The sequence below is a fragment of the Burkholderia sp. A2 genome (assembly GCF_001729305.1).
GTDB classification, from domain to species: domain Bacteria; phylum Pseudomonadota; class Gammaproteobacteria; order Burkholderiales; family Burkholderiaceae; genus Burkholderia; species Burkholderia sola.
In genome coordinates this window covers 98,177-118,997 of the sequence record NZ_LZXX01000138.1, presented here as the reverse complement: position 1 = coordinate 118,997, position 20,821 = coordinate 98,177, and the positions used below count along the sequence as shown (strand labels likewise).

The following is a 20,821-nucleotide window of genomic DNA, read 5'->3' as shown; positions in this document are numbered from 1 at the left end:
AGCCGGTAAAAGCAGCGCGTCGACTGCCTTTACGGGCCGAAAATGCGAAATCGGGCTGCCCGATCGACCGGCGCCACCTTACCGCACCTGTGATCGTCGCTGTCGCGGCACCCGACATGGCGGCAGCCGAAACCCGTCAACGCGATCCGCCGTGTCGCCCCAACCGGCCGGCGAACCGGCGGCGCAGCGCCGCCGAACGCCAATCCAATAGCGCTCAGCGGCCGCGCGTACGACTGCGCTGCGGACGCTGACCGCCGCGCGGGCCGCCGTTGCCGGCGCCTTCGGCACGATTGCCGTTCGGGGTGCGATTGCCGCCGCCCTTGCTGCCGCCGCGCTTGCCGCCCGCGCCATCGCGCTTCGGACCCGCGCCATACGACGCGCGATTGCCGTCGACGTCGCGGCCGCCGCCTGCGCGGTTGCCGTCGCGGCCGCCGCCCGTGCGGTTGCCATCACGGCCGCCGCCCGCGCGGTTGCCGTAACCCGACGGCGCGACCGGCAGGCTGCCGTAGCCGCTCAGGCCCGGCAGGCCCGGCCCGCCGCGTCGGCCGCCGCCGCGACGCGGCTGGTCGAGTTGCCCGTGCGTCGTCAGCACCGGCTCGCGGCTGATGAAGCCCATCGACGTCTGCATCGGATCAGGCTGGCGACGCTCGGCCGGACCGGCAGCCCCGCGCTTGCCCTTCTCCTCGGCCGGCGCCTTCAGGCCGACGGTCGCCATCAGCTTGCGCACCTGCGCGTCGTCGAGCTCTTCCCAACGGCCACGCTTCAGGCCGCGCGGCAGCGGAATCGGGCCGTGACGCGTACGGATCAGCCGGCTCACCATCAGGCCGACCGCCTCGAACATCCGGCGCACTTCGCGGTTGCGGCCTTCGGCCAGCGCGACGTGATACCAGTGGTTCGTGCCTTCGCCGCCGCCATCGCGGATGCGCAGGAAATTCGCCGGACCGTCGTCGAGCTCGACGCCGTGCAGCAGCTTCTGCCGCATGCCTTCGGCCAGCTCGCCGACGACGCGTACCGCGTACTCGCGCTCGACGCTGTAACGCGGATGCATGAAGCGGTTCGCGAGATCACCGGAAGTCGTCAGCATCAGCAGACCTTCCGTATTGAAGTCGAGGCGGCCCACTGCAAGCCATTTCGCCGTCTTCATCGGCGGCAGACGGTCGAACACCGACGGACGGCCTTCCGGATCCGCGTGGCTGACGATCTCGCCCGTCGGCTTGTGATACAGCAGCACGCGCGGCGGCTTGTTCGGCAGCTTGCGCTTGACCGGCTTGCCGTTGATCCGCACCTGGTCGGTCGGCATGATCCGCTGGCCGATGTGTGCGGGCTCGCCGTTCACCGACACGCGGCCGGCGACGATCAGCTCTTCCATTTCGCGGCGCGAACCCATGCCCGCCTCCGCCAGCACCTTGTGGAGCTTCGGCGCGTCGTCGTCCGGCGACAGCACGCGCTTGTTCGCCGGCTGACTGCGGCCGCGGCGCAGCATCGGCGCACGCACGCCACTGCCGCCCGCGGAGTTGTCCGCGTCGAAGGCAGGCGACGTCACGTAGGCGAACAGTTCGTCCTGGGACGCATCGCCTTCCGCTGCCTTCGCCGGGCCGCCTTCAGCCTTCGCCGCACCGCGACGGCCCTGCCCACCCTGGCCGCCCTTGGGCGCGCCTTCGCGCTTGGCGGCCGGCTTGCGACCGCCCTTGGCCGCGCCTTCCTTGCGCGGCGCACGCGCCGGCTGCGCGTCGGCAGCGTCGGCCGGCTGCGCATCCGCGCCCTCGGCACCCGGCTGCTCGCCTTCGGCGCCCTTCGACTTGGCCGCCGCGCGACGCCGCGCGATCAGGCTGCGCGGGCCGCGCCGCAGACCGCGGCGAGGACGCTCGTCGCCACCCGCGGCCGAAGCATCCTGCTCCGGCGCATCGTCGGCACGCGCTGCCTGCACGGCAGGCGCGGACGATTCAATATCGTGGATATCTGTCAAAACAACCTCAAAATGTCAGGTCTCGCGCCCGGCGCGGGCGCGGCAAGAAGTTGGCCGCGATCAGGCGCGACGCTGTTCGGGTTCTGCTTCGTCGTCCGGCAGCGCGTCGGCGCCGATGGGCGCACTCGCGCTTCGCACGGCATCCGCGAGACTGTCGGACGTGTCGTCCAGCGTCTCGTCGTCCGCAGGACGGGAGCGAAATGCGTCGGCCTGATCGGCCTCGCCGGGCATGTCGCCGGCCCCTTCCGCTCCGTCTCCGGCAGCCGCTTCGGCGGCCGGCTTGCGATCTTCCTCGCTCCAATCCGCACGCTGCGGCTCGGGCTGCACATCGGTCGGCACTGCTTCGGCGCCAACCTGTTCCGTCTGTTCCGTTTGCCCGCGATCAGCATCGAGCGTATCGCGACTCGGAATTTCCTGCGTCGACGCGACGCGGGCCGCGGCATCGCCGGCCCCGTCGGCGGGTGCTTCATCCGCCAGCGCCTGCGGCGGCGCGTCGGCCGACGGCATGTCGCCGTCGAAATCCATCGCCTGCTGCGCGAGCAGCGCGGCCTCGATGTTCGCGGCCGGCTCCTCGAGCGCGGGCAGGTCGTCGAGCGCCTTCAGGCCGAGATCGTCGAGGAACTGCTTGGTCGTCGCGTACAGCGCCGGACGCCCCGGCACGTCGCGATGACCGATCACCTCGATCCAGCCGCGATCCTCGAGTTGCTTGACCACCTGCGTATTGACCGTGACGCCGCGAATCTCTTCGATGTCGCCGCGCGTGACGGGCTGCCGGTACGCGATGATTGCGAGCGTTTCGAGCACCGCGCGCGAATATTTCGGCGGCTTCTCGGGATGCAGGCGATCCAGATAATGACGCATCGCCGGCTTGCTCTGAAAGCGCCACCCGGTCGCCAGCGCCACCAGTTCGACACCGCGACCGGACCAATCCTGTTTCAGATCTTCGAGCAACGTGCGGACCGTGTCAGCCGACACGCCGTCGGCAAAGAGCTTGCGCAAATCGCCGAGCTTCAGCGGTTCCTGCGCACAGATCAAAGCAGTCTCGAGGACGATCTTCGCCTCTTGGGTATTCATGCAGCTAGGCCAGACCCTGTGGTCAAACGAACCGGATCAACAAACAGACGAAAGGAACGGAAGACGCGCTCGCCCGATTCTGATCGGTCATATTGATGGGAGCACGAACCGGGGGCGGCGAACCAACTTCAGACCAGGCCCAAACCGGACGGAACAGCACGGCTCAACGACGGAACCGCGTGACTGAACGCCATATTACGCAAAATTGCCCGGTGCGTAAAGATGAGCGGAACAGGCCGCCGCCCGGGCGGCACACCCGCTCCGCCCCCGCTTCAGCGAGCGCCCGCGCCATGCGCGAGGAACCGGCGCAGCCGCTCGACGCCCGCGTCGAGCCGCGCCGGATCGCACGCATAACACCAGCGCACGAACCCTTCCCCCTCCGGGCCGAACGCGCGCCCGGGCGCCACGCCGAGCCCCGCGTCGCGCACCAGCGTCTTGCAGAACGTCAGGCTGTCGGTCGCGCCCGGCAGCCGCAGGAACAGGTACATCGCGCCTGGAGGAGGCGGCACCTCGACGCCCGGCAGTGTCCGCAGCGCGGCGACCAGGTGGTCGCGCGCGTCGCGCAGCGCCGTGACGAACGACCGCACGAACGGCTCGCCGTCGCGCAACGCGACCTCGGCCGCGGCCTGCACGAAGCCCGGCGCGCACGACGTGTTGTATTCGACGAGCTTCGACAGGTCGCCCATCACCGACGCCGGCGCAATCAGCCATCCGAGCCGCCAGCCCGTCATCGCCCACGCCTTCGAAAATGAATTCACGACCACGACGCGCTCGTCGCGCGACGCGATATCGAGGAACGACGGCGCGCCGCCGTCGTCGAAGGCAAGCCGCTCGTACACCTCGTCGGCGACCAGCCAGATGCCGTGACGACGGCAATGGGCGAGCACGGCCTGCTGATCGTCGCGGGACATCGTCCAGCCGGTCGGATTGTTCGGCGAGTTGATCAGCAGCATCCGCGTATCGGGCGTCAGCGCCGCGAGCAGCCGGCCGACATCGAGCTGCCAGCCCGCGTCGCCGTAGCCGAGCGGCACGCAATCGACCTGGGCTCCCAGAATCTTCGGAATCTCGACGAGATTCGGCCACAGCGGCGTGACCGCGACGACACGCTCGCCCGGCCCGACCAGCATCTGGGCAGCCAGCATCAGCGCGCTCACGCCCGAACTCGTCACGGCGACCGTGTCGGCCGCCGTCGCACCGTGGCGCGCGCTGACGTAGGCCGCGATCGCGTTGCGCAGCGGCGCCGTGCCGAGATTGTGGGTGTAGAAGGTCGCCCCGTCGCGCAGCGCCGCCGCCGCGGCGTCGCGGATGAAGTCCGGCGTCACGCGATCGGATTCGCCGAACCAGAACGGCAGCATGTCCGGCACGCCGAAGCCGGCGTTCGCGACCTCGCGAATCAGCGACGGCCGCAGCGCGTGCACCGCGGTGCGCGCCGCCGGCTCGTCGTTCGCCGGGAAAAAACCTGCGGAATGCGTCATCGAGAACACCGCGGAGAAACACGATCCGCGTAGTGTACCGGCCGGCAAGCCGGACCGGCGCACGGCGGCGCACGTCAGTCGAGATCCTCGGCCCTCGCCGGCATCTGCCGCACGAGCTCCCAAATCGCCTGCGCGGCGGGCGACAACGACCGGTCACGGCGGCGCACCAGCTCGACGGTCCGTTCGGTGCGCGGCGTGAGCGGCCGTGCGACCAACGTGGAGCCGGCAGGCAGCGGCAGCGACAGCCACGGCTGCACGCTCACGCCGATACCGGCCTCGACCAGCCCGAACACGGTCGCCGAATGCCCGAGCTCCTGCATGACTGTCGCGTTGACGCGATGCGCGGCCAGCGCCGCGTCGATCAGCGGCCGGCTGCCCGACGCATGATCGAGCAGCACGAGGCGCTCGCCGTCCAGCGCCGTCCACGGCACCTCGGCCCGCGCCGCAAGCGGATGGTCGGCGCGCGCGACGAGGCAGAACGAATCGGTCATCAGCGGCTCGCAGACGATATCGGCGACCGTCAGCGGCCCGATCACGACGCCGAAGTCGACTTCGCTCGACTTCACCTTGCGCAGCACGTCGCTCTGCACGTCGTCGCGCAGGCCGAGCGTCACGAACGGGAACTGGCGTTCGCACGACGCCACCACGCGAGGCATCAGCCTGCATGCGATCGTCGGGCTTGCCGCGACGATCACGCGCCCGCGACGCTGCTCCCCAATCTCGCGAATCTCGCGCAGCGTGTCGTCGAGATCGTCGAGCAGGCGCGACACGCTTGCGATCAGGTTTCCGCCGACGTCCGTCAGTTGCACGTCGCGCGTCGTGCGGTCGATCAGTTTCAACCCGAGTTCGGCCTCGAGCTCACGCACGCAACGGCTGACCGCGGACTGCGTGAGCCCGATCTCGTCACCCGCCCGACTGAAGCTCTTGAGCCGCGCGACCTCGATGAACACGCGAAGCTGGCGCAGCGTAACGTTCATGTCCCGACCTCATCAATCGCCGATATCGATGCGTGATTCTAATGTGCGAAGCCGTCTACGGTGAGCGAATCCGGCCCCCTTCGTCCATGTTTCGCTGCGGTGCAATACATTCGCAAACGCACGTGACATGGGCGAATTGCACAAGATTGGTGATTGTCCCGATTTGCTGACGGGTTATTTTGGCGTCTTATACGCCCCTAGCTGACTTAGCCGTTAGCTCGCTGCCAAGCGGCTCTCGAGGGATTCACCTCCGACATGGCACGCTTCGTGCATTACCTTGCGCACAGGGTGCAGGTTTCGTCGGACGGAAGAGCAGAAACGCCGCTGCCGGCCAACCGGACGCCCCCACCCGGCACTCGAGGATCGAGTGCTTGAAGAGTGCGCGGCGCAGGGCAGCGCACCGGAGTTAGCTTCGCTGAGGTGAGGACATGATGCTGTTCGACGATTTGAGAGATAACGAGTGGGCGCTGGTCGAGGGTCTGTTTTGCTCGGAGCCCGCGCGGAGCGAGCGGCGCGGCCGTCCCCGCGTGGAAGCCCGGTCGGTGGTCAACGCCGTGCTGTGGGTGCTGTCGACGGGTGAAGGCTGGTCGAAACTGCCGGGCCGCTATCCGTCCCCGCCGACCTGCCGCCGCCGCTTCGACGAATGGCAGGCGGACGGTACGCTCGCCGAAATCGTGAAACGACTCGGCACGAGCGGCCGGCAAATCTCGCTGCGCGGACGCATCGGCGCAAGCGCGGCGAAGCCGCCCGCGCCGCCGAGCCGCGACCGGCTGCGCGGCGCCTTCTGGACCAACCCGGAATCCTGGCGCGCGCCCGTCAAGATGGCGTAACGAATGCTCGATCGGGCGGCTACGGCCGCCCGGTGTCTTTCTGCGATGCGACCTCATTGCAACGCATGCGTTGTCGTCGATTCCCGTTGTCGTGCCGCGAAACATCTATTTACCAATATTTACAGCAAGCCTGCACTCCCACGCTTACCTTAGCGTCATATCAACAGGCCGCACGGACGGCTTGAGAGGGAGCCCCGCCATGAAAACAATGTCACTGCTCGTTGCATGCGGCATTGTCGTTTCCGTGGCGCTGGCCGCCCCTGTCCATGCCGACGATCGCATGAAGCCGCCCCATCGCCAGCAGGATCACCGCAACACCCTCCGTCAGCCGCCGGCCGCGAATCCATCGAGCCGGCAAACCGTGCCGCGCGGCGACTTGCGCGGCGACATCGCGAGCAATGCTCGGGCGCGGATCGGCTCACAGCCGCCCGGCATGTCGCGTCATCCGTAGTCCTGCCGATTTCGAGATTTCGCCAAAGAAAATGCCCGGATCCGGGAACTGCACCGCCTGCGGCGAGTCACAACGTTGCCATGAGCACAGCGTGGCAGCAGCAAAAGTATCCGGTACGCCCGTATCCTCGCGATACGGGCTTTTTTTTGCATCGCCGGCCTGCGCGGCGACGCACGGGGCGGGATGAAGCCTGCTACAGGCGGCTTTCGAGAATCGCCACGGCGCCCGCTTCGCTCAATGCGTAGTCGTCCATGCGGCGATCAGTCCAGGAAAGTAATTTCTCGGCACGCTCGAGGCGCGAGAATTCGGCTCGACCGCTTTCGGTCAGTACGGCAATGTCAACCGGTGCATGAAAGCCCGGTGCGGGGGCAACGGTCTTCTGCCTGACCGTGTCCATCAGCCCGAGCGATCGGAGATACTCGAACACGCCCGGGCGGCGTGCCCACGGTACCTGGCGGTACTGCACTCGTCTCAATGCGTCGAGCACCGCTTCGTTGGAATACGTGGCCATCTCGATTCTTTCTTAAAGTGCAGCGACAATGCGAAGCGGCGCACCGGGCGGGGTCTCCGCCCGCCGAAACCGCCACCGATTCTGGAGGCCAACGTTGTTCGGCGTCGCGTCAGGGCCGTATCGTCAGCCGTCCATAAAAAGACACCATACCCCAATCAAATTGATTCTGTTCGATTCATTTGTACTTCTCTTCATCGGTTTCATGCTCTGCCGCAAGCAGCGTCGAACCCTTTCGATCGCCGCCGCCGCGCTGTTCTGGCTGCTCGCGACGGGCTGGCTCGCGGCGCCGCTGATCGCCTGGACCGAGGCCGGCGTCACGCCGGTCGAGCACCCCGACATGCACGGGCGCACTACGCTGATCCTCATCGGCGCCGGCACGCGCCGCACCGACGCCGGATTGCAGCCGCCGCCCGACGGCATCGCGCGCATCCGCAAGATTGCGGCGCTCTATCGCACGTGCCGGCAGCAGGCCGAGCGCTGTACCGTCGTGATGTCGGGCGGCGACCCGCAACATCACGGCGACACGGAGGCGGCCGTCTACGGACGCCAGCTCGTCGCACAAGGCGTGGCGCCCGCCGACCTCCTGCTCGAACCGAACAGCCGCACGACCTACGAAAACGCGAAATTCACTGCATCTATACTACGCTCACAGTATGACGACGCGCGCATTCTCGTCACGTCGTCGTATCAGATGCGCCGCGCCCTGCTCGATTTCCGCCGCTTCGGCATCGATCCGCAACCCGTTTATGCGAATCTCCGCCGCGCGCAGACGGGCTGGCTGCCGCGCTGGCGCAATGTGGTCAACGCCGAGCACGCGCTGCACGAGCTGGTGGGAATCGCGCAATTCCACGTGTATCGCTGGCTCGGCTGGTTTTGACGACACCACGAAAACCGGCGACAAAATCAGGGCGCCACCCCGACTGGCAGACGCGTGACGAAGTACGCGAAGTGTTGCGCGACTTCAACGGGGCCTTGCGTCGCGCGACGATCCGGTGCACATTGATCCGTCACTTTTGTTACACTCGACACGCACTCGACTGCAGTCGCCAGACAAAACGGCAACACTCGGGTTCATCACCACTTAGCGGAGGTAAAGCAATGAAGAAGACGTCCCTGGCTATCCTGGTAGCGATGTCGGCGCTGACTGGCGCAGCGTATGCGCAAGAGAGCACGCAGATTCAAACCATCACCGATCCGGCCAAGATCGCCGAGATCGAGCAGCGCGCGCAAGCGCTGCAACAGCAACAAGCGGCCGAAGCGGCTCAGCCGGCGGCGCAGGAAGAGCACCACCACGGCAAGAAGGGCGCGCATCACAAGGCAGCGAAGAAGGCCGCCAAGAAGGCGAAGGCTGCGGACGCTGCCAGCCAGTAAGTTCGGCGGCACCGCACCAGCAGCGAAAAGCCGAATCCGGGCAACCGGGTTCGGCTTTTTTGGTTGCGGCGCCTGCGCGCTGTGCTAAAGTCGCGCACCGAAATTTTCCACCCGTGCGCACCCCGGTGCGGAGGACAGCATGAGCAACATTCAACTCGACATCGAGTGGACCGAAGCCGCCACTCGCCAGATCAAGCAACTGATGCCCCGCGGCTCGGACGACGCGTTTCTCGCGCTGCCGCCGATCGAGTGCCTGCCGATGGAGGGCGACGTGCTGTTCCTCGGCCCGCAAGGCAAGCAGCAACCGTTCATCGTGGCCGAGCGCCAGTATCACCATGACGGCGACGCCGACTGGACGATCATCCTGATCCTGGACGTACCCAGCGCGTCGCACTGACGCGCCGCCGCGACCGGACCCGTCCGGTCGCCGCGCCCGGCTCACGTTCAGACGAGCTTCGACAGCACGCGGATTTCGGAACGCTCGATCCACTCCGCGGCCGCTTCGCGATAAGCGAGAATATGCGCGGAACGCGCATGAGCAGCCAACGCCTCCTCGCTCTCCCAACGCTCGACGAATACGAACCGCGCGGGCTCCTTCAGATCCCGGTGCAGGTCGTACTGCAATGCGCCGGCTTCGTTGCGGGTCGGCTCGACGATTCCCTCGAGCACGGCGCGCAGTTGTTCCTCCGCGCCCGGCTTCGCCACGATCAGCGCCACGACTGCGATTTCCGCCATTCCCGCCTCCTTCGTCCGAAAAAGTCCGAGAATACGCGAATCCCGCAGCGCGCATCGGCTACGCCGATACGGCATGACGACGGCACAAAAAAAATAGCCCGCGCTTCAGAGAAGCGCGGGCGAAACCGTCGCCCTACGAGGATAGGCGACGGGGCCATCGAGATCCGCACGCGGGCGCGGATCGTCATCTGTTGTGCGGACGCTTGTCGCGTCGGCATGTGAAGGCGTCGAGACCATTGTTCGGCGCACGCGGCGCACGCTCCGGACGCTGACGCCCAGCCTCCCTCTTCTAACGATTCAAACCTATAAAGCAGGTTGCGTGCCAAGCATGAAATGCGCGACACTCCTTTGATTTGTAAGGACAATTTTTTGGATTGGCGACAATGTGACACGTGTTCTGTCGTCGTAACGCCCGGATGTTACGTAACGTCACGAGGCAGGCCGAACCACTAGAACAATCGCACGCGCCAGCGAGCGGCCATGAAAAAAGCCCGCCGAATGGCGGGCTTTTCAGGAGTGCGAGAAAACGCCGGGGTCAGCGGAGCTGATTCACGAGCAACCCCATGATCTGCCGAGCCGGCGACGACGTATCGATCGCGCCCGCATCGTCGACGACCGCGACGCGCGTCTGATCGGCCGTGAGCGCCTTCACGTTGACGCGATACTGCTTCGCCTGCTTTTCCTTCTTGCCGTGGAACAACTGGCTCCAGAAGCCCTGCTCGGCCGAGCTCAGATCCTTCGGATCGACATAGCGCACGAAATACAGGCCCTTCGAGCGATCGCGATCGTCGACCGTGAAGTTCGCGCGATCGAGCGCAAGACCGACGTGCAGCCACGACCGGTCGTACGGCTCGCCGAGCGTGACTTCGGACGGCACGGCCGCTTCGGCCGCGTCGCTGCCTTGCGCCGACGTGCGCGATACGTTCTGCGCGGCGATTGCCGCAGCAGCCTTCGACGACGCGTCGGCATCGGCCTTCTTGTCCTTCGGTACCGCGTTGTCCTTGATGTTCGCGATCGGCGGCTCGCCGTTCTTCGCACGTTGCTCGTTCTGCGCGAGCACGGCCATCAGCCGCTTCAGGTATTCCGTCTCGAGCGCCGGATCGTTCGGCTTCGGTTCCCACTTGCTCGAATCGTTGTTCGCGCCGGTGATCGCCTCGCGCATCCCCTTCTGGCTGATGAACACGTAGGTGCCGCCGTTCGGCGCCGAATCGAGACGCGTACGGTACTTGTTGCGCTCGGCCGTCACGTACGAATTGCCCATCGCCTTCGAGATCACGCTGCGAATCAGGCCGTCGTTGATCTGCGGATGAGTTTCGTTCCAGTCGGTTTCCATCACGCCCTTGTCGCGCTGGTCGACGACGAGCAGGAAGCCTTGCTCCTGCCAGAAACGGCGAACCTGCGGCCAGATCGCGGCCGGTTGCTTGCCGTCGATCACGAGCCAGCTTTCGGTGCCGTCGCGCTGGATATGCATGCCGGCCACGGCCGGTGCGACGGTATCCAGCGCGGGCGCGGCCTGCTGGACCTGCTTGAGCGCGGACAGGGAAGTCGCGCCGCCCTGGGGCGGCAGCGAACGCTGATCGGCCGTCTCGTCGAGCATGTTGGGCGGCACTGCGAGCGACGCTTCCTTCGATTTCGAATCGCTCTTGTAGTCCACTTTCGTGGGCGACGACGTACCGCAACCGGCGACGAGCGCGCCGGTGGCGAGCACTGCAGCGAACCGCATGGTAAGACGAAGATCAGTCATGTTCGGGGAATCCTCTTCCGCTAAATCACGGCGCTTTCCGTGGATCAACCTTGCATTTTACCGGGGCCGCGCTGCGATGTGCAAAAAAGCGACGGCCAAGAAAAAACCCGCGTCAGCTTGAACTGACGCGGGTTCTTGTCTGGTCGGGGCGAGAGGATTTGAACCTCCGACCACCTGCACCCCATGCAGGTACGCTACCAGGCTGCGCTACGCCCCGAAAGAAAAAAATTATAACAGACAGTTTCCCGATTTAGAACGGGGCACATGCATTTTGTGCATGTTCTCGTGAAATTTTTTGGCGCGATCGCGCCGATGCAAGCAATCTGCGGCACCGATCCCGCATCCGTCACCATCATCGCTTGCGCGCGACGCAGATGACCGTCAGGCCGGCGACGCGATTGAAGCGGAACATCGGCAACTCGATGCGGCAGATCGTCTTGAGCAAACCGTTGACGAACGGATGATGACGGCGCAATTGCGACGCAGGCTCACGTGGATGCGAACGCGCGCGCTCGCCCAGCCGCAGTGCGGCCGCGAGCGGAAACGTGAGGCCGAAATAATAGGCGCCGTGCTCGACGTCGAGCCCTGCGCGCCGGACCACGTCCTCCAGGCCGCCGAGCGTGTATCTGCGCTTGTGCTCGAGAAAATCGTCGTGGCCGCTCCACAGGAACTGGAAGGCGGGAACCGTGATCAGGAACCGGCTGCCCGGAGGCGCGCCCTTCACATACTGCGTCAGCAACCCGACGTCGTCGTCGACATGCTCGAGCACGTCCATCAGCAACACGAGATCGGCGTCGAATCGATCGACGGAGCGCCGATAGTGGATGGGCTTGCCGGCGGCCTCGCCGTCGCTGTCGTCGGCGTAGCTCGTGTCGACACACCATGCTTCCGTCGCCTGCGTGCGCTCGAGCAGATGCTTCGAGAAAAAGCCGGAGCCCGCACCGACGTCGAGTATCCGGTTCGCGCCCGACTCGCCCAGGAACCGGTGAATGGCGCTCGCCTTCGACGCGTAGTACCAGTGATCGCCCACCCCCGCACCCAGTACGTCGACTTCCTTCAGGTCCATGACGCTTCCCCGTGATGGCTGCCGTGTTGTGATGTCGAATTCGCCACTGATGCCGATCTTACCTCGCCGCCCTCCGCGATCGTATCCGTCGATGCCCGGGGCAGCGCCGCTTCGGTATCCGGTGAAACCCGCGCCGGCCATGGTCGACCGCGGGTTTTCAGGGGCGCGTCGAAAGACGCCGGCCGGCGGTCCGGACGAACCAAACGACCGTTTGATCCGCTCGCCCATCCACCGCGAAACCATTGTCCGGCAGCCCGCCGGCGCGCCGTGCCCGGGCGCCCGTTGTTTGGTAACGCCGCTCTAGCACGCTATGACACACTGCACGGCATCGACGCTCGCGCCGTGCAGTGGCGCGCGCCGCCGTCGATCAAGACAAGACATGGAGACAGACGATGCGGAATGCGTTCCGGCGCGGCCATCGCTCGCCTTTGGCAATTTTCGGCCGGGTTGCCGGCCTGCGGCGCACGGCCGCCCGGGGGGCGCATATGCCCTCCCGCGTGTTCGGCTGCGGCGCGCTGGCGCTCGCGCTGCTGTGCGCCGGCTGCGCGGAATCGGCCGCGCAGCGCGACAGCAACACGTCCATCGCATCGACGAAGATCGAACGCACGAAGGCCGAGCGCCTCGCGCGCGAGCAGCAAATCGCACGCACCGTGCCGTCGCTCGCATCGATCAGCCTCACGCAGCCGCGTGCGTTCACGCTGCGCGATTCGGGCCAGAACGGCGCGATGACGTTCCTGCGCGACGTCGATTTCCGCGTCGTCAACAATCTCGGCTTCTTCATCCATCAGTTATCGGCCACGCTCGTGCCCACGCAGGCCGGCGCGCCGATCGTATTCGACGATCCGACGAGCTTCGAGATCGACGTGCACGCAGGCACGGTGACGCTCGACAACGCGAAGCTGACCGCCCTCTTCAACACTTATATCTTCGGTTATCGCAACGCGCCGCTGCGCAAGCTCGCGGTATCGGCCGGCGACGGCGTGATCCATCTGCAAGGCGAGATGCAGCGCGACGGCTGGGTACCGTTCTCGCTGACCGGCACGCTCGCGATCCGCGACGGCAGCCAGCTCGTGTTCCACCCGACCGGCGTACGCGTGTCGGGCCTCGACGCGCAGCCGGTGATGCGCGCGGCCAACGTGAAAATGGCCGACCTGCTGAAGGTGCAGACGCCGATCGCGCAACTCGCCGGCGACGATCTCGTGATGGCGGTCGACAAGCTGATGCCGCCGCCGCGCCTGAAGCTCACGATCACCGCGCTGCGCGTGACGCCGGCGGGCCTCGACCTGAAGCTCGACGACGGCACGCATGCCGGCTTCGCAATGCCCGCGAACGCGCCGCAGCAGGCGATGTATATCCGCGGCGGTGACGTGAAATTCATGCGCTCGATGCCGATGAACGCGGACATCCTGATCGGCCCGCTCGATGCGTCGAAGCGCGACCAGACGTTCGTGTTCGACCTGTATCACTATCGCGACCAGGTATCGGCCGGCTACTTCAACTTCGACGAAAGCGGCGCGATGGCGATCCGGATGCCTTCGTATACGGGCCCGGTCAGCGGCGCGCTGCTCGGCAACGCGGCCGCGCGCCTGAACGACAGCTTCCTCGCCGCGCAGCAGAATGCGCTGCGCGACGTGCGCCAGCACTGGGAAGCGTATGCGCTCGCGGCGGACGCCGCGCGGCCCGGCATGCAGAAGGTCGCGATGCGGCGCACGTCGACGGCGCCGTTCAACGAACGGCACGTGTCGAACCGCAACCCGACGATCCATCTGCGCAACGTCGACTTCAACCTGTCCGGCGATATCGGCTTTCATGTCGAGGATCTCGACGTCGAACTCGTATCGAAGCGCGCCGGCGAACCGGTCGATCTCGACGACCCGAACCAGTACGACATCCGCATTCTCGGCGGCACGGTCGTCGAGTCGTGGAAGGCGATGTCGGCGCTGTTCAACGACTACCTGCTCGACTATTCGCCGCGTTCGCTGAACGACCTGCAACTGAGCGCGGACGGGCAGAACCTGCGCGTCCAGGGCGGCATCAAGCTGTGGAATCACGTGCCGGGCGTCTGGCTGCCGACCGACATGACGGGCTCGCTGACGGTGCTCGACGACCGCCACCTCGCATTCAAGCCGTCGCAGGTGTCGGTGCTCGGTATCCCGCAGGCGACGCTGCTGCGCTCGCTCGGCATCGAGCTCTCGTCGCTGACGCCGCTGCAGCGGCGCGGCGCGGAACTGCGCGGCGACACGCTCGTGCTCGACCAGTACACCGTGTTCCCGCCGCCCGTGCTGAACGGCAGGCTCGCGCAGGCGACGGTCGAGCGCGACGGCTTGCGTCTCACGTTCCGGCGTGCACCGGGCGCGCCCGCGCCGAAGCGGCCGCAGATCGATGCGCCGAGCTACATGTGGATGGAAGGCGGCGACATGAAGATGTTCAACGTGCTCGAACTGAACGTGCGCGCGCTGATCCGGAATTCGGCCGAGGCCGGACCGATGCGGTTCGACCTGTACGGGTACCGCAACCAGGTCGCGCAGGGCTCGGTGCGGATGCTGCCGGACGGCACGCTGGTCGTCGACATGGGCCAGAAGAATCCGCTCGCGTCGCGCTGATCCGCAGAAGACGCGACCCGCATGAAAAAAGCCCTGTGGCGGTCGCCAACCGGGCTTTCCCATGCATCCTGCGCGCCGTACGCTCAGTCGTGTTTCAGTCCGTCGATCACGTCCAGCAACGCCTGCCGCAACGCGGCCACATCGACGTTTGCGCCCGCCTTGGCCGCCCCGCGCGCATCGGCGGCCTGCACATCGGATTCGACCGGCTCCGCCGCGGCCCGCTCGCCGCCGGGCGAATCGAGCCGGTTGCGCGCGCCGTTGATCGTGAAGCCCTGCTCGTACAGCAACTCGCGAATCCGCCGGATCAGCAGCACTTCGTGATGCTGGTAATACCGCCGGTTGCCACGCCGCTTCACCGGCCGCAGCTGAGTGAACTCCTGTTCCCAGTAACGCAGCACATGTGGTTTGACCCCGCACAGTTCGCTGACTTCGCCGATCGTGAAGTAGCGCTTCGCGGGAATCGGAGGCAAGACGACTTTCTCAACCGTGGTGGTCATCGGTTAACCGTCGGTAAGGATGCGCGGTGGTCGCGCGGGGCGTGGGCGCGTATTACTCCGCGCCGTTTTCGACCAGCGCCTTCAGCTTCTGGCTCGCGTGGAAGGTTACCACCCGGCGGGCCGCGATCGGAATCGCCTCGCCCGTCTTCGGGTTGCGGCCCGGACGCTGCGGCTTGTCGCGCAGCTGGAAATTGCCGAACCCCGACAGCTTGACGCTTTCGCCGTTTTCGAGCGCATCGCGGATCACTTCGAAAAACGCCTCGACCATGTCCTTCGCTTCACGCTTGTTCAGCCCGACGCTGTCGAACAGCAGCTCCGCCAGTTCCGCCTTCGTCAGCGTCGGCGTCTCGGTGGACGCCGGCGCCGAAGCGTCGCGGTTCATGGCACTGCGTTGCGCCGTCAGGAGGGCTTCGAATTCACTCGAGGTCATGTCGTTCATATCTGCCATACAGCGCGTTGAATCAAAACTTACGATGGAAAAAGCCGCCCGCGAACGGGCGGGCCCTCTCCTTAGCCGCGCAGGCGCGCACCGGCACGAGCCATTCGCTCGACCAGCGTCTGGATCGCCTGATCGACGACCTCGTCCTGCAGCGTGCCCGCCGCGTCCTGCAGCGTCACGCGGAAGGCAAGGCTCTTCTCGTTCGCGGCAAGACCGCCGGAAGTATTTGATTTTGCACGAAATTCGTCGAAGAGTACAACCTTCTGAACGAATCGGCAGGCGTCTTCGGCAAGCGCCTTCTTCATTTCGTCGAAAAGTGCCTGAACCTCGACCGCCTGATCGACGACAACCGCGATATCGCGACGGACCGGCGGGAATTTCGACACGTCGGTCGGCGCGGGCAGTGCACGTGCAGTCAGCGCATCCGCGTCGATTTCGAACATCACCGGCGCGTGCGGCAGCTCGTACTTCTGCATCAGGCGCGGATGCAGTTCGCCGATCCAGCCGACCGCGCGGCCATCGACTTCGATGCGTGCGCTGCGGCCCGGATGAAGGGCCGGATGCTCGGCCTTCACGAAACGCGCGACCGCCGGCGCGAGCAGCGCCTCGAGATCGCCCTTCACGTCGAAGAAATCGACCGCGCGGGTCGTGATGCCCCACTGCTCGTCGAATGCCGGACCGTACGCCAGCGCGCCGACGCGCTTCGGCTGCGCATGACCTTCGACCGCCAACTCGCCGGCCTTCACCGACGGATCGGCAATGAACACGCGCCCCGATTCGAACACGCGCACGCGATCGGCGCGGCGGTTCAGGTTGTGGCGCAGCACCGAGATCAGGCTCCCGAACAGCGTCGTGCGCATGACCGAAAGCTGGCTCGCGATCGGGTTCAGCAGCCGGATCGGGTTGTCGTTGCCCGCGAAATCCTGCTCCCACTCCGCATCGACGAAGCTGAAGTTGACCGTTTCCGCATAGTCGCGCGCGGCGAGCGCGTGACGGATGTCGTGGATCGAACGCCGCGCCTCGTGGGTCGCGCGCATTTCGCTCGTCGCGACCGGCGGCCGCGCCGGAATCTTCTCGAAGCCGTAGATGCGCGCCACTTCCTCGATCAGGTCTTCCTCGATCTCGATGTCGAAGCGGTGCGACGGCGGCGTGACGAGGAACGCGTCGTCCTCACGCTCGAACGGCAGGCCGAGGCGCGTGAAGATGTTCGCGATCTCGTCGGCGTCGATCTTCACGCCGATGATGCGGTTCGCGCGCGATACACGCATCTTCACCGGCGCGCGCTGCGGCAGGTTCACCGCCTGATCGTCGACCGGGCCAGCCTTGCCGCCGCAGATCTCGAGGATCAGTTGCGTGATGCGCTCGACGTGCTCGACGGTCGTCGCGTAATCGACGCCGCGCTCGAAGCGATGGGCCGCATCGGTCGAGAAGTTGTACTTGCGCGCGCGGCCGCGGATGCTGTCCGGCCACCAGAACGCGGCTTCCAGGTAGATGTTGGTCGTATCGAGCGTGACGGCCGTGCTGTCGCCGCCCATGATGCCGGCCAGGCTTTCGACCTGCCGGTCGTCCGCGATCACGCCGACCGTTTCGTCGAGTTCGACCGTGTTGCCATTGAGCAGCTTCAGCGATTCGCCGCGCTTGCCCCAGCGCACTTCGATGCCGCCGTGGATCTTGTCGAGATCGAACACGTGCGACGGGCGGCCGAGTTCGAACATCACGTAGTTCGAGATGTCGACGAGCGCGGACACGCTGCGCTGGCCCGAGCGCTCGAGGCGCTCGACCATCCACTGCGGCGTCTTCGCATGCGCGTTCACGCCGCGGATCACGCGGCCCGAGAAGCGGCCGCACAGATCGGGGGCGGCGATCCGCACCGGCAGCGTTTCGTCGAGCTCGACGTTCACCGGGCGGATGTCGACCGGCGTCAGCGGTGCGCCGGTGATCGCGGCCGTCTCGCGCGCGATGCCGAACACCGACAGGCAGTCGGCCTTGTTCGGCGTCAGCTTGATTTCGAAGATCGTGTCGTCGAGATTGAGGGTTTCGCGGATGTCCTGGCCGACCGGCGTGTCTTCCGGCAGGATCAGCAGCCCGCTGTGATCCTCGGACAATTTCAGCTCGCGCGCCGAGCACAGCATCCCCTGGCTCTCCACGCCGCGCAGCTTCGACAGCTTGATCGCGAACGGCTTGCCACCCTCTTCCGCCGGCGGCAGTTCCGCCCCCACCAGCGCGACAGGCACCTTGATGCCGGGCGCCACGTTCGGCGCGCCGCAGACGATGTTCAGCGTCGCGCCGGTGCCGGCGTCGACCTGGCAGACATTGAGCTTGTCCGCATCCGGATGCTTGACGACTTCGAGCACGCGGCCGACGACGATCTTCGACGTCGGCGGCGCAGCCTTGCTCAGCGATTCGACTTCGAGCCCCGCCATCGTCAGCGCGTGCGACAGGGCGTCGGTCGTCAGCTGCGGGTCGACAAAGGTTCTCAACCAGGATTCAGGGAATTGCATGGATGTCTACGTTCGAAACAGGTTAGATCGACGCCCGGCCCCGTCGGAAACATCCGTCGGGCGTGCGCGGGCACAGGTCGGCGCGGCGAGCGGCGTTATGCGAACTGGCGCAGGAAACGCAGGTCGTTCTCGAAGAACAGCCGCAGATCCTGGACGCCGTAGCGCAGCATCGTCAGGCGCTCGAGGCCGCTGCCGAACGCGAAACCGATGTAGCGCTCGGGGTCGAGGCCCATGTTGCGGATCACGGTCGGATGCACCTGCCCCGAGCCGGAAATTTCGAGCCACTTGCCGGCGTTCTTGCCTTGCTCGAACATCATGTCGATCTCGGCCGACGGTTCCGTGAACGGGAAATACGACGGACGGAAGCGCACGAGGATGTCGTCGCGCTCGAAGAATTTTTTCAGGAAGTCGGTATAGACGCCCTTGAGGTCGGCGAAGCTGATGTTTTCGTCGATCCACAGCCCCTCGACCTGATTGAACATCGGCGAGTGGGTCGCATCGCTGTCGACGCGATACGTGCGGCCCGGCGCGATCACCTTGATCGGCGGACGGTTCATGCGCGCATAACGCACCTGCATCGGGCTCGTGTGCGTGCGCAGCAGCAGCTGCCGGCCGTCGGCGTCCTTGCCTTCGACGTAGAAGGTGTCCTGCATCGAACGCGCCGGATGGTTCTCCGGGCTGTTCAACGACGTGAAGTTGTACCAGTCGGTCTCGATTTCGGGGCCGTCGGCCACGTCGAAACCGATCGAGCCGAAAATCTGTTCGACACGCTCCCACGTGCGCATCACCGGGTGCAGGCTGCCTGCACCGGCGCCACGGCCCGGCAACGTCACGTCGATCGCTTCGGCGGTGAGGCGCTGATTCAGCAGCGCGTCGGCCAGGGCCTGGCGACGGGCGGTGAGCGCGGCTTCGACCTGCTGCTTCGCGACGTTGATGCGTGCGCCTTCGGTCTTGCGTGCTTCGGGATCGAGCTTGCCGAGGCCCTTCAGCAACTCGGTCAGCGCACCCGATTTGCCGAGAAATCGCGCTTTCTCGTTTTCGAGCGTGGTGATGTCGGCAGCCTGTTCGAAGGACTGCTGCGCGTCGGCGACAATCTGGTCCAGATCCATAGATCCCATCATTTCCAACGTCATTCGGTCTTGGCGAGCGAAATGGCCTCGCCAAACAAAAAAGGGGCTCGGAAGAGCCCCGTTTTCGCTGCAGCGGCCGAGACTACCGGAACCTCGCTGCAACTAACCACGCAGTGCTAATTTCGCAATTAGGCTGCAACGGCGGCTTTCACCTGCTTGACGATCGCAGCAAAAGCAGCCTTGTCGAACACCGCCATGTCGGCCAGCACCTTACGGTCGAGTTCGATCGACGCCTTCTTCAGGCCGTTGATGAACACGCTGTAGGTCATGTCGTGCTGGCGAACTGCCGCGTTGATACGCGTGATCCACAGTGCGCGGAACACACGCTTCTTGTTGCGGCGATCGCGGTACGCGTACTGACCAGCGCGCATCACCGCCTGCTTGGCGATGCGGTAGACGTTATTGCGGCGGCCGCGATAACCCTTGGCCAGGTTGATGATCTTCTTGTGGCGGGCCCGTGCGGTTACCCCACGTTTGACTCGAGGCATGTTTCTCTCCTTGGAGTATCAGTTGAGGGGTTACGCGAACGGGAGCATCGCGCGGACGGAGTTCAGATCGGAATCATGAACTGCCGTTGCGCCGCGCAGATGGCGCTTGTTCTTCGTGGTTTTCTTGGTCAGGATGTGACGCTTGAAGGCTTGACCGCGCTTGACGGTACCGCCCGGACGCACCACGAAGCGCTTTGCAGCGCTCTTCTTGGTCTTCATCTTAGGCATGACGAACAACTCCAGTTTATTAGATGGCGATGGGTGTGCGGTTGGCTTGCGCCCTTGACCCGCCCTTCGAAACCCAGTCCACTTGTGTACGGCGCACCGCTTGCGCAGCCGCCGTCATCGTTGGCGCGCCGCCCTGACCGGGCAACGCGCCGAACCACTGTCGAACCTGCGCGCGACGCGCGCGGGCCCGTTATTTCTTTTTCTTCGGCGAGAGCACCATGATCATCTGGCGCCCTTCCATCTTCGGCATCTGCTCGACCTGGCCGACTTCCTCAAGATCCGTGCGCAGACGCTCCAGCATCCGCATACCGATTTCCTGGTGAGCCATTTCGCGGCCGCGGAAACGCAACGTGATCTTCGTCTTGTCGCCCTCTTCGAGGAAGCGCACGAGATTGCGGAGCTTGACGTTGTAATCCCCGTCATCGGTACCCGGGCGGAACTTGACTTCCTTGACCTGGATGACCTTCTGCTTCAGCTTCGCTTCGTGCTGCTTCTTCGATTCCTGGTACTTGAACTTGCCGTAATCCATCAGACGGCAAACCGGCGGCACCGCTTGCGGCGCGATTTCCACCAGGTCAACATCCAGTTCTTCCGATTTACGGAAAGCGTCAGCGAGTTTTACGATACCGAGCGGTTCGTTCTCGATCCCGACCAGGCGCACTTCCGGCGCAGTGATTTCACCGTTGATGCGGTGCGACGACTTATCAGTAGCGATGTTACGTTTCCTCTAAAAAT

General features: G+C 65.5%; 20 protein-coding genes, 1 tRNA gene and 1 pseudogene. 6 read left to right on the top strand and 16 right to left on the bottom strand.

Features of this window, described 5'->3' with window-relative positions; genetic code table 11:
* Positions 1-214: 214 nt before the first annotated feature.
* The 4 genes from rluB to A9Z05_RS30730 all read right to left on the bottom strand — a co-directional run bounded on the left by rluB (position 215) and on the right by A9Z05_RS30730 (position 5,492).
* Complete coding sequence (gene rluB, locus A9Z05_RS30745) at positions 215-1,966, bottom strand: 23S rRNA pseudouridine(2605) synthase RluB (RefSeq protein WP_069621367.1); 1,752 nt, start codon at positions 1,964-1,966, stop codon at positions 215-217.
* A gap of 60 nt (positions 1,967-2,026) precedes the next feature.
* Positions 2,027-3,040, bottom strand: coding sequence for an SMC-Scp complex subunit ScpB (gene scpB / locus A9Z05_RS30740; RefSeq protein WP_069621366.1), 1,014 nt, complete (start codon positions 3,038-3,040; stop codon positions 2,027-2,029).
* A 272-nt stretch (positions 3,041-3,312) separates the two neighbouring features.
* The gene (locus tag A9Z05_RS30735; RefSeq protein ID WP_069621466.1) at positions 3,313-4,515 is read right to left on the bottom strand and encodes a pyridoxal phosphate-dependent aminotransferase; all 1,203 of its coding nucleotides are present in this window, start codon (positions 4,513-4,515) and stop codon (positions 3,313-3,315) included.
* A gap of 74 nt (positions 4,516-4,589) precedes the next feature.
* Entirely contained in the window at positions 4,590-5,492 is a 903-nt protein-coding gene (locus tag A9Z05_RS30730) for a LysR family transcriptional regulator (RefSeq protein ID WP_069621365.1), read from the bottom strand.
* A gap of 431 nt (positions 5,493-5,923) precedes the next feature.
* Between A9Z05_RS30730 and A9Z05_RS30725 the strand changes: the two are divergent.
* Together A9Z05_RS30725 and A9Z05_RS38145 are read left to right on the top strand one after the other, a co-directional pair.
* Positions 5,924-6,319, top strand: a pseudogene (locus A9Z05_RS30725) (transposase); the annotation flags it as partial.
* Between the two features lie 202 nt (positions 6,320-6,521).
* Positions 6,522-6,773, top strand: a complete 252-nt coding sequence (locus A9Z05_RS38145; protein ID WP_069621364.1) for a hypothetical protein — start codon at positions 6,522-6,524, stop codon at positions 6,771-6,773.
* A 193-nt stretch (positions 6,774-6,966) separates the two neighbouring features.
* On the opposite strand, the gene A9Z05_RS30715 is transcribed toward A9Z05_RS38145, so the two are convergent.
* On the bottom strand, positions 6,967-7,284 hold the full coding sequence (locus A9Z05_RS30715) for a hypothetical protein (protein ID WP_069621363.1): 318 nt from the start codon (positions 7,282-7,284) through the stop codon (positions 6,967-6,969).
* A gap of 160 nt (positions 7,285-7,444) precedes the next feature.
* On the opposite strand from A9Z05_RS30715, the gene A9Z05_RS30710 reads away from it, so the two are divergent.
* The 3 genes from A9Z05_RS30710 (at position 7,445) to A9Z05_RS30700 (ending at position 9,052) form a co-directional block, all read left to right on the top strand.
* Positions 7,445-8,161: a YdcF family protein gene (locus tag A9Z05_RS30710; protein ID WP_069621362.1), complete on the top strand. Its 717-nt coding sequence runs from the start codon at positions 7,445-7,447 to the stop codon at positions 8,159-8,161.
* 221 nt (positions 8,162-8,382) lie between these two features.
* A complete protein-coding gene (locus tag A9Z05_RS30705; RefSeq protein ID WP_069621361.1) occupies positions 8,383-8,655 on the top strand; it encodes a hypothetical protein in 273 nt (90 codons plus the stop codon).
* A gap of 139 nt (positions 8,656-8,794) precedes the next feature.
* Complete coding sequence (locus tag A9Z05_RS30700; protein WP_006476176.1) at positions 8,795-9,052, top strand: hypothetical protein; 258 nt, start codon at positions 8,795-8,797, stop codon at positions 9,050-9,052.
* Between the two features lie 47 nt (positions 9,053-9,099).
* On the opposite strand, the gene A9Z05_RS30695 is transcribed toward A9Z05_RS30700, so the two are convergent.
* The 4 genes from A9Z05_RS30695 to A9Z05_RS30680 all read right to left on the bottom strand — a co-directional run bounded on the left by A9Z05_RS30695 (position 9,100) and on the right by A9Z05_RS30680 (position 12,200).
* The gene (locus tag A9Z05_RS30695) at positions 9,100-9,390 is read right to left on the bottom strand and encodes a putative quinol monooxygenase (RefSeq protein WP_069621360.1); all 291 of its coding nucleotides are present in this window, start codon (positions 9,388-9,390) and stop codon (positions 9,100-9,102) included.
* A gap of 535 nt (positions 9,391-9,925) precedes the next feature.
* Positions 9,926-11,134 carry an outer membrane protein assembly factor BamC gene (gene bamC, locus A9Z05_RS30690; protein WP_069621359.1) on the bottom strand — a complete coding sequence of 403 codons (1,209 nt, stop codon included), beginning with the start codon at positions 11,132-11,134 and terminating at the stop codon, positions 9,926-9,928.
* Positions 11,135-11,274: 140 nt separating this feature from the next.
* Positions 11,275-11,351, bottom strand: a tRNA-Pro gene (locus tag A9Z05_RS30685).
* 135 nt (positions 11,352-11,486) lie between these two features.
* Positions 11,487-12,200, bottom strand: coding sequence for a bifunctional 2-polyprenyl-6-hydroxyphenol methylase/3-demethylubiquinol 3-O-methyltransferase UbiG (locus A9Z05_RS30680; protein WP_069621358.1), 714 nt, complete (start codon positions 12,198-12,200; stop codon positions 11,487-11,489).
* A 392-nt stretch (positions 12,201-12,592) separates the two neighbouring features.
* On the opposite strand from A9Z05_RS30680, the gene A9Z05_RS30675 reads away from it, so the two are divergent.
* Positions 12,593-14,803, top strand: coding sequence for a hypothetical protein (locus A9Z05_RS30675; protein WP_069621357.1), 2,211 nt, complete (start codon positions 12,593-12,595; stop codon positions 14,801-14,803).
* Between the two features lie 83 nt (positions 14,804-14,886).
* On the opposite strand, the gene A9Z05_RS30670 is transcribed toward A9Z05_RS30675, so the two are convergent.
* The 7 genes from A9Z05_RS30670 to infC form a co-directional block, all read right to left on the bottom strand.
* A complete protein-coding gene (locus A9Z05_RS30670; RefSeq protein ID WP_069621356.1) occupies positions 14,887-15,300 on the bottom strand; it encodes a MerR family transcriptional regulator in 414 nt (137 codons plus the stop codon).
* Positions 15,301-15,352: 52 nt separating this feature from the next.
* Positions 15,353-15,739 carry an integration host factor subunit alpha gene (locus A9Z05_RS30665; protein ID WP_006486093.1) on the bottom strand — a complete coding sequence of 129 codons (387 nt, stop codon included), beginning with the start codon at positions 15,737-15,739 and terminating at the stop codon, positions 15,353-15,355.
* A gap of 71 nt (positions 15,740-15,810) precedes the next feature.
* Complete coding sequence (gene pheT / locus A9Z05_RS30660; protein ID WP_069621355.1) at positions 15,811-18,240, bottom strand: phenylalanine--tRNA ligase subunit beta; 2,430 nt, start codon at positions 18,238-18,240, stop codon at positions 15,811-15,813.
* Positions 18,241-18,335: 95 nt separating this feature from the next.
* On the bottom strand, positions 18,336-19,349 hold the full coding sequence (pheS, locus tag A9Z05_RS30655; RefSeq protein WP_006486107.1) for a phenylalanine--tRNA ligase subunit alpha: 1,014 nt from the start codon (positions 19,347-19,349) through the stop codon (positions 18,336-18,338).
* Between the two features lie 149 nt (positions 19,350-19,498).
* Complete coding sequence (gene rplT / locus A9Z05_RS30650; protein WP_004192938.1) at positions 19,499-19,858, bottom strand: 50S ribosomal protein L20; 360 nt, start codon at positions 19,856-19,858, stop codon at positions 19,499-19,501.
* A gap of 30 nt (positions 19,859-19,888) precedes the next feature.
* A complete protein-coding gene (rpmI, locus tag A9Z05_RS30645) occupies positions 19,889-20,086 on the bottom strand; it encodes a 50S ribosomal protein L35 (RefSeq protein WP_004191477.1) in 198 nt (65 codons plus the stop codon).
* A 190-nt stretch (positions 20,087-20,276) separates the two neighbouring features.
* Positions 20,277-20,801, bottom strand: coding sequence for a translation initiation factor IF-3 (infC, locus tag A9Z05_RS30640; RefSeq protein WP_071734130.1), 525 nt, complete (start codon positions 20,799-20,801; stop codon positions 20,277-20,279).
* Positions 20,802-20,821: the final 20 nt, after the last annotated feature.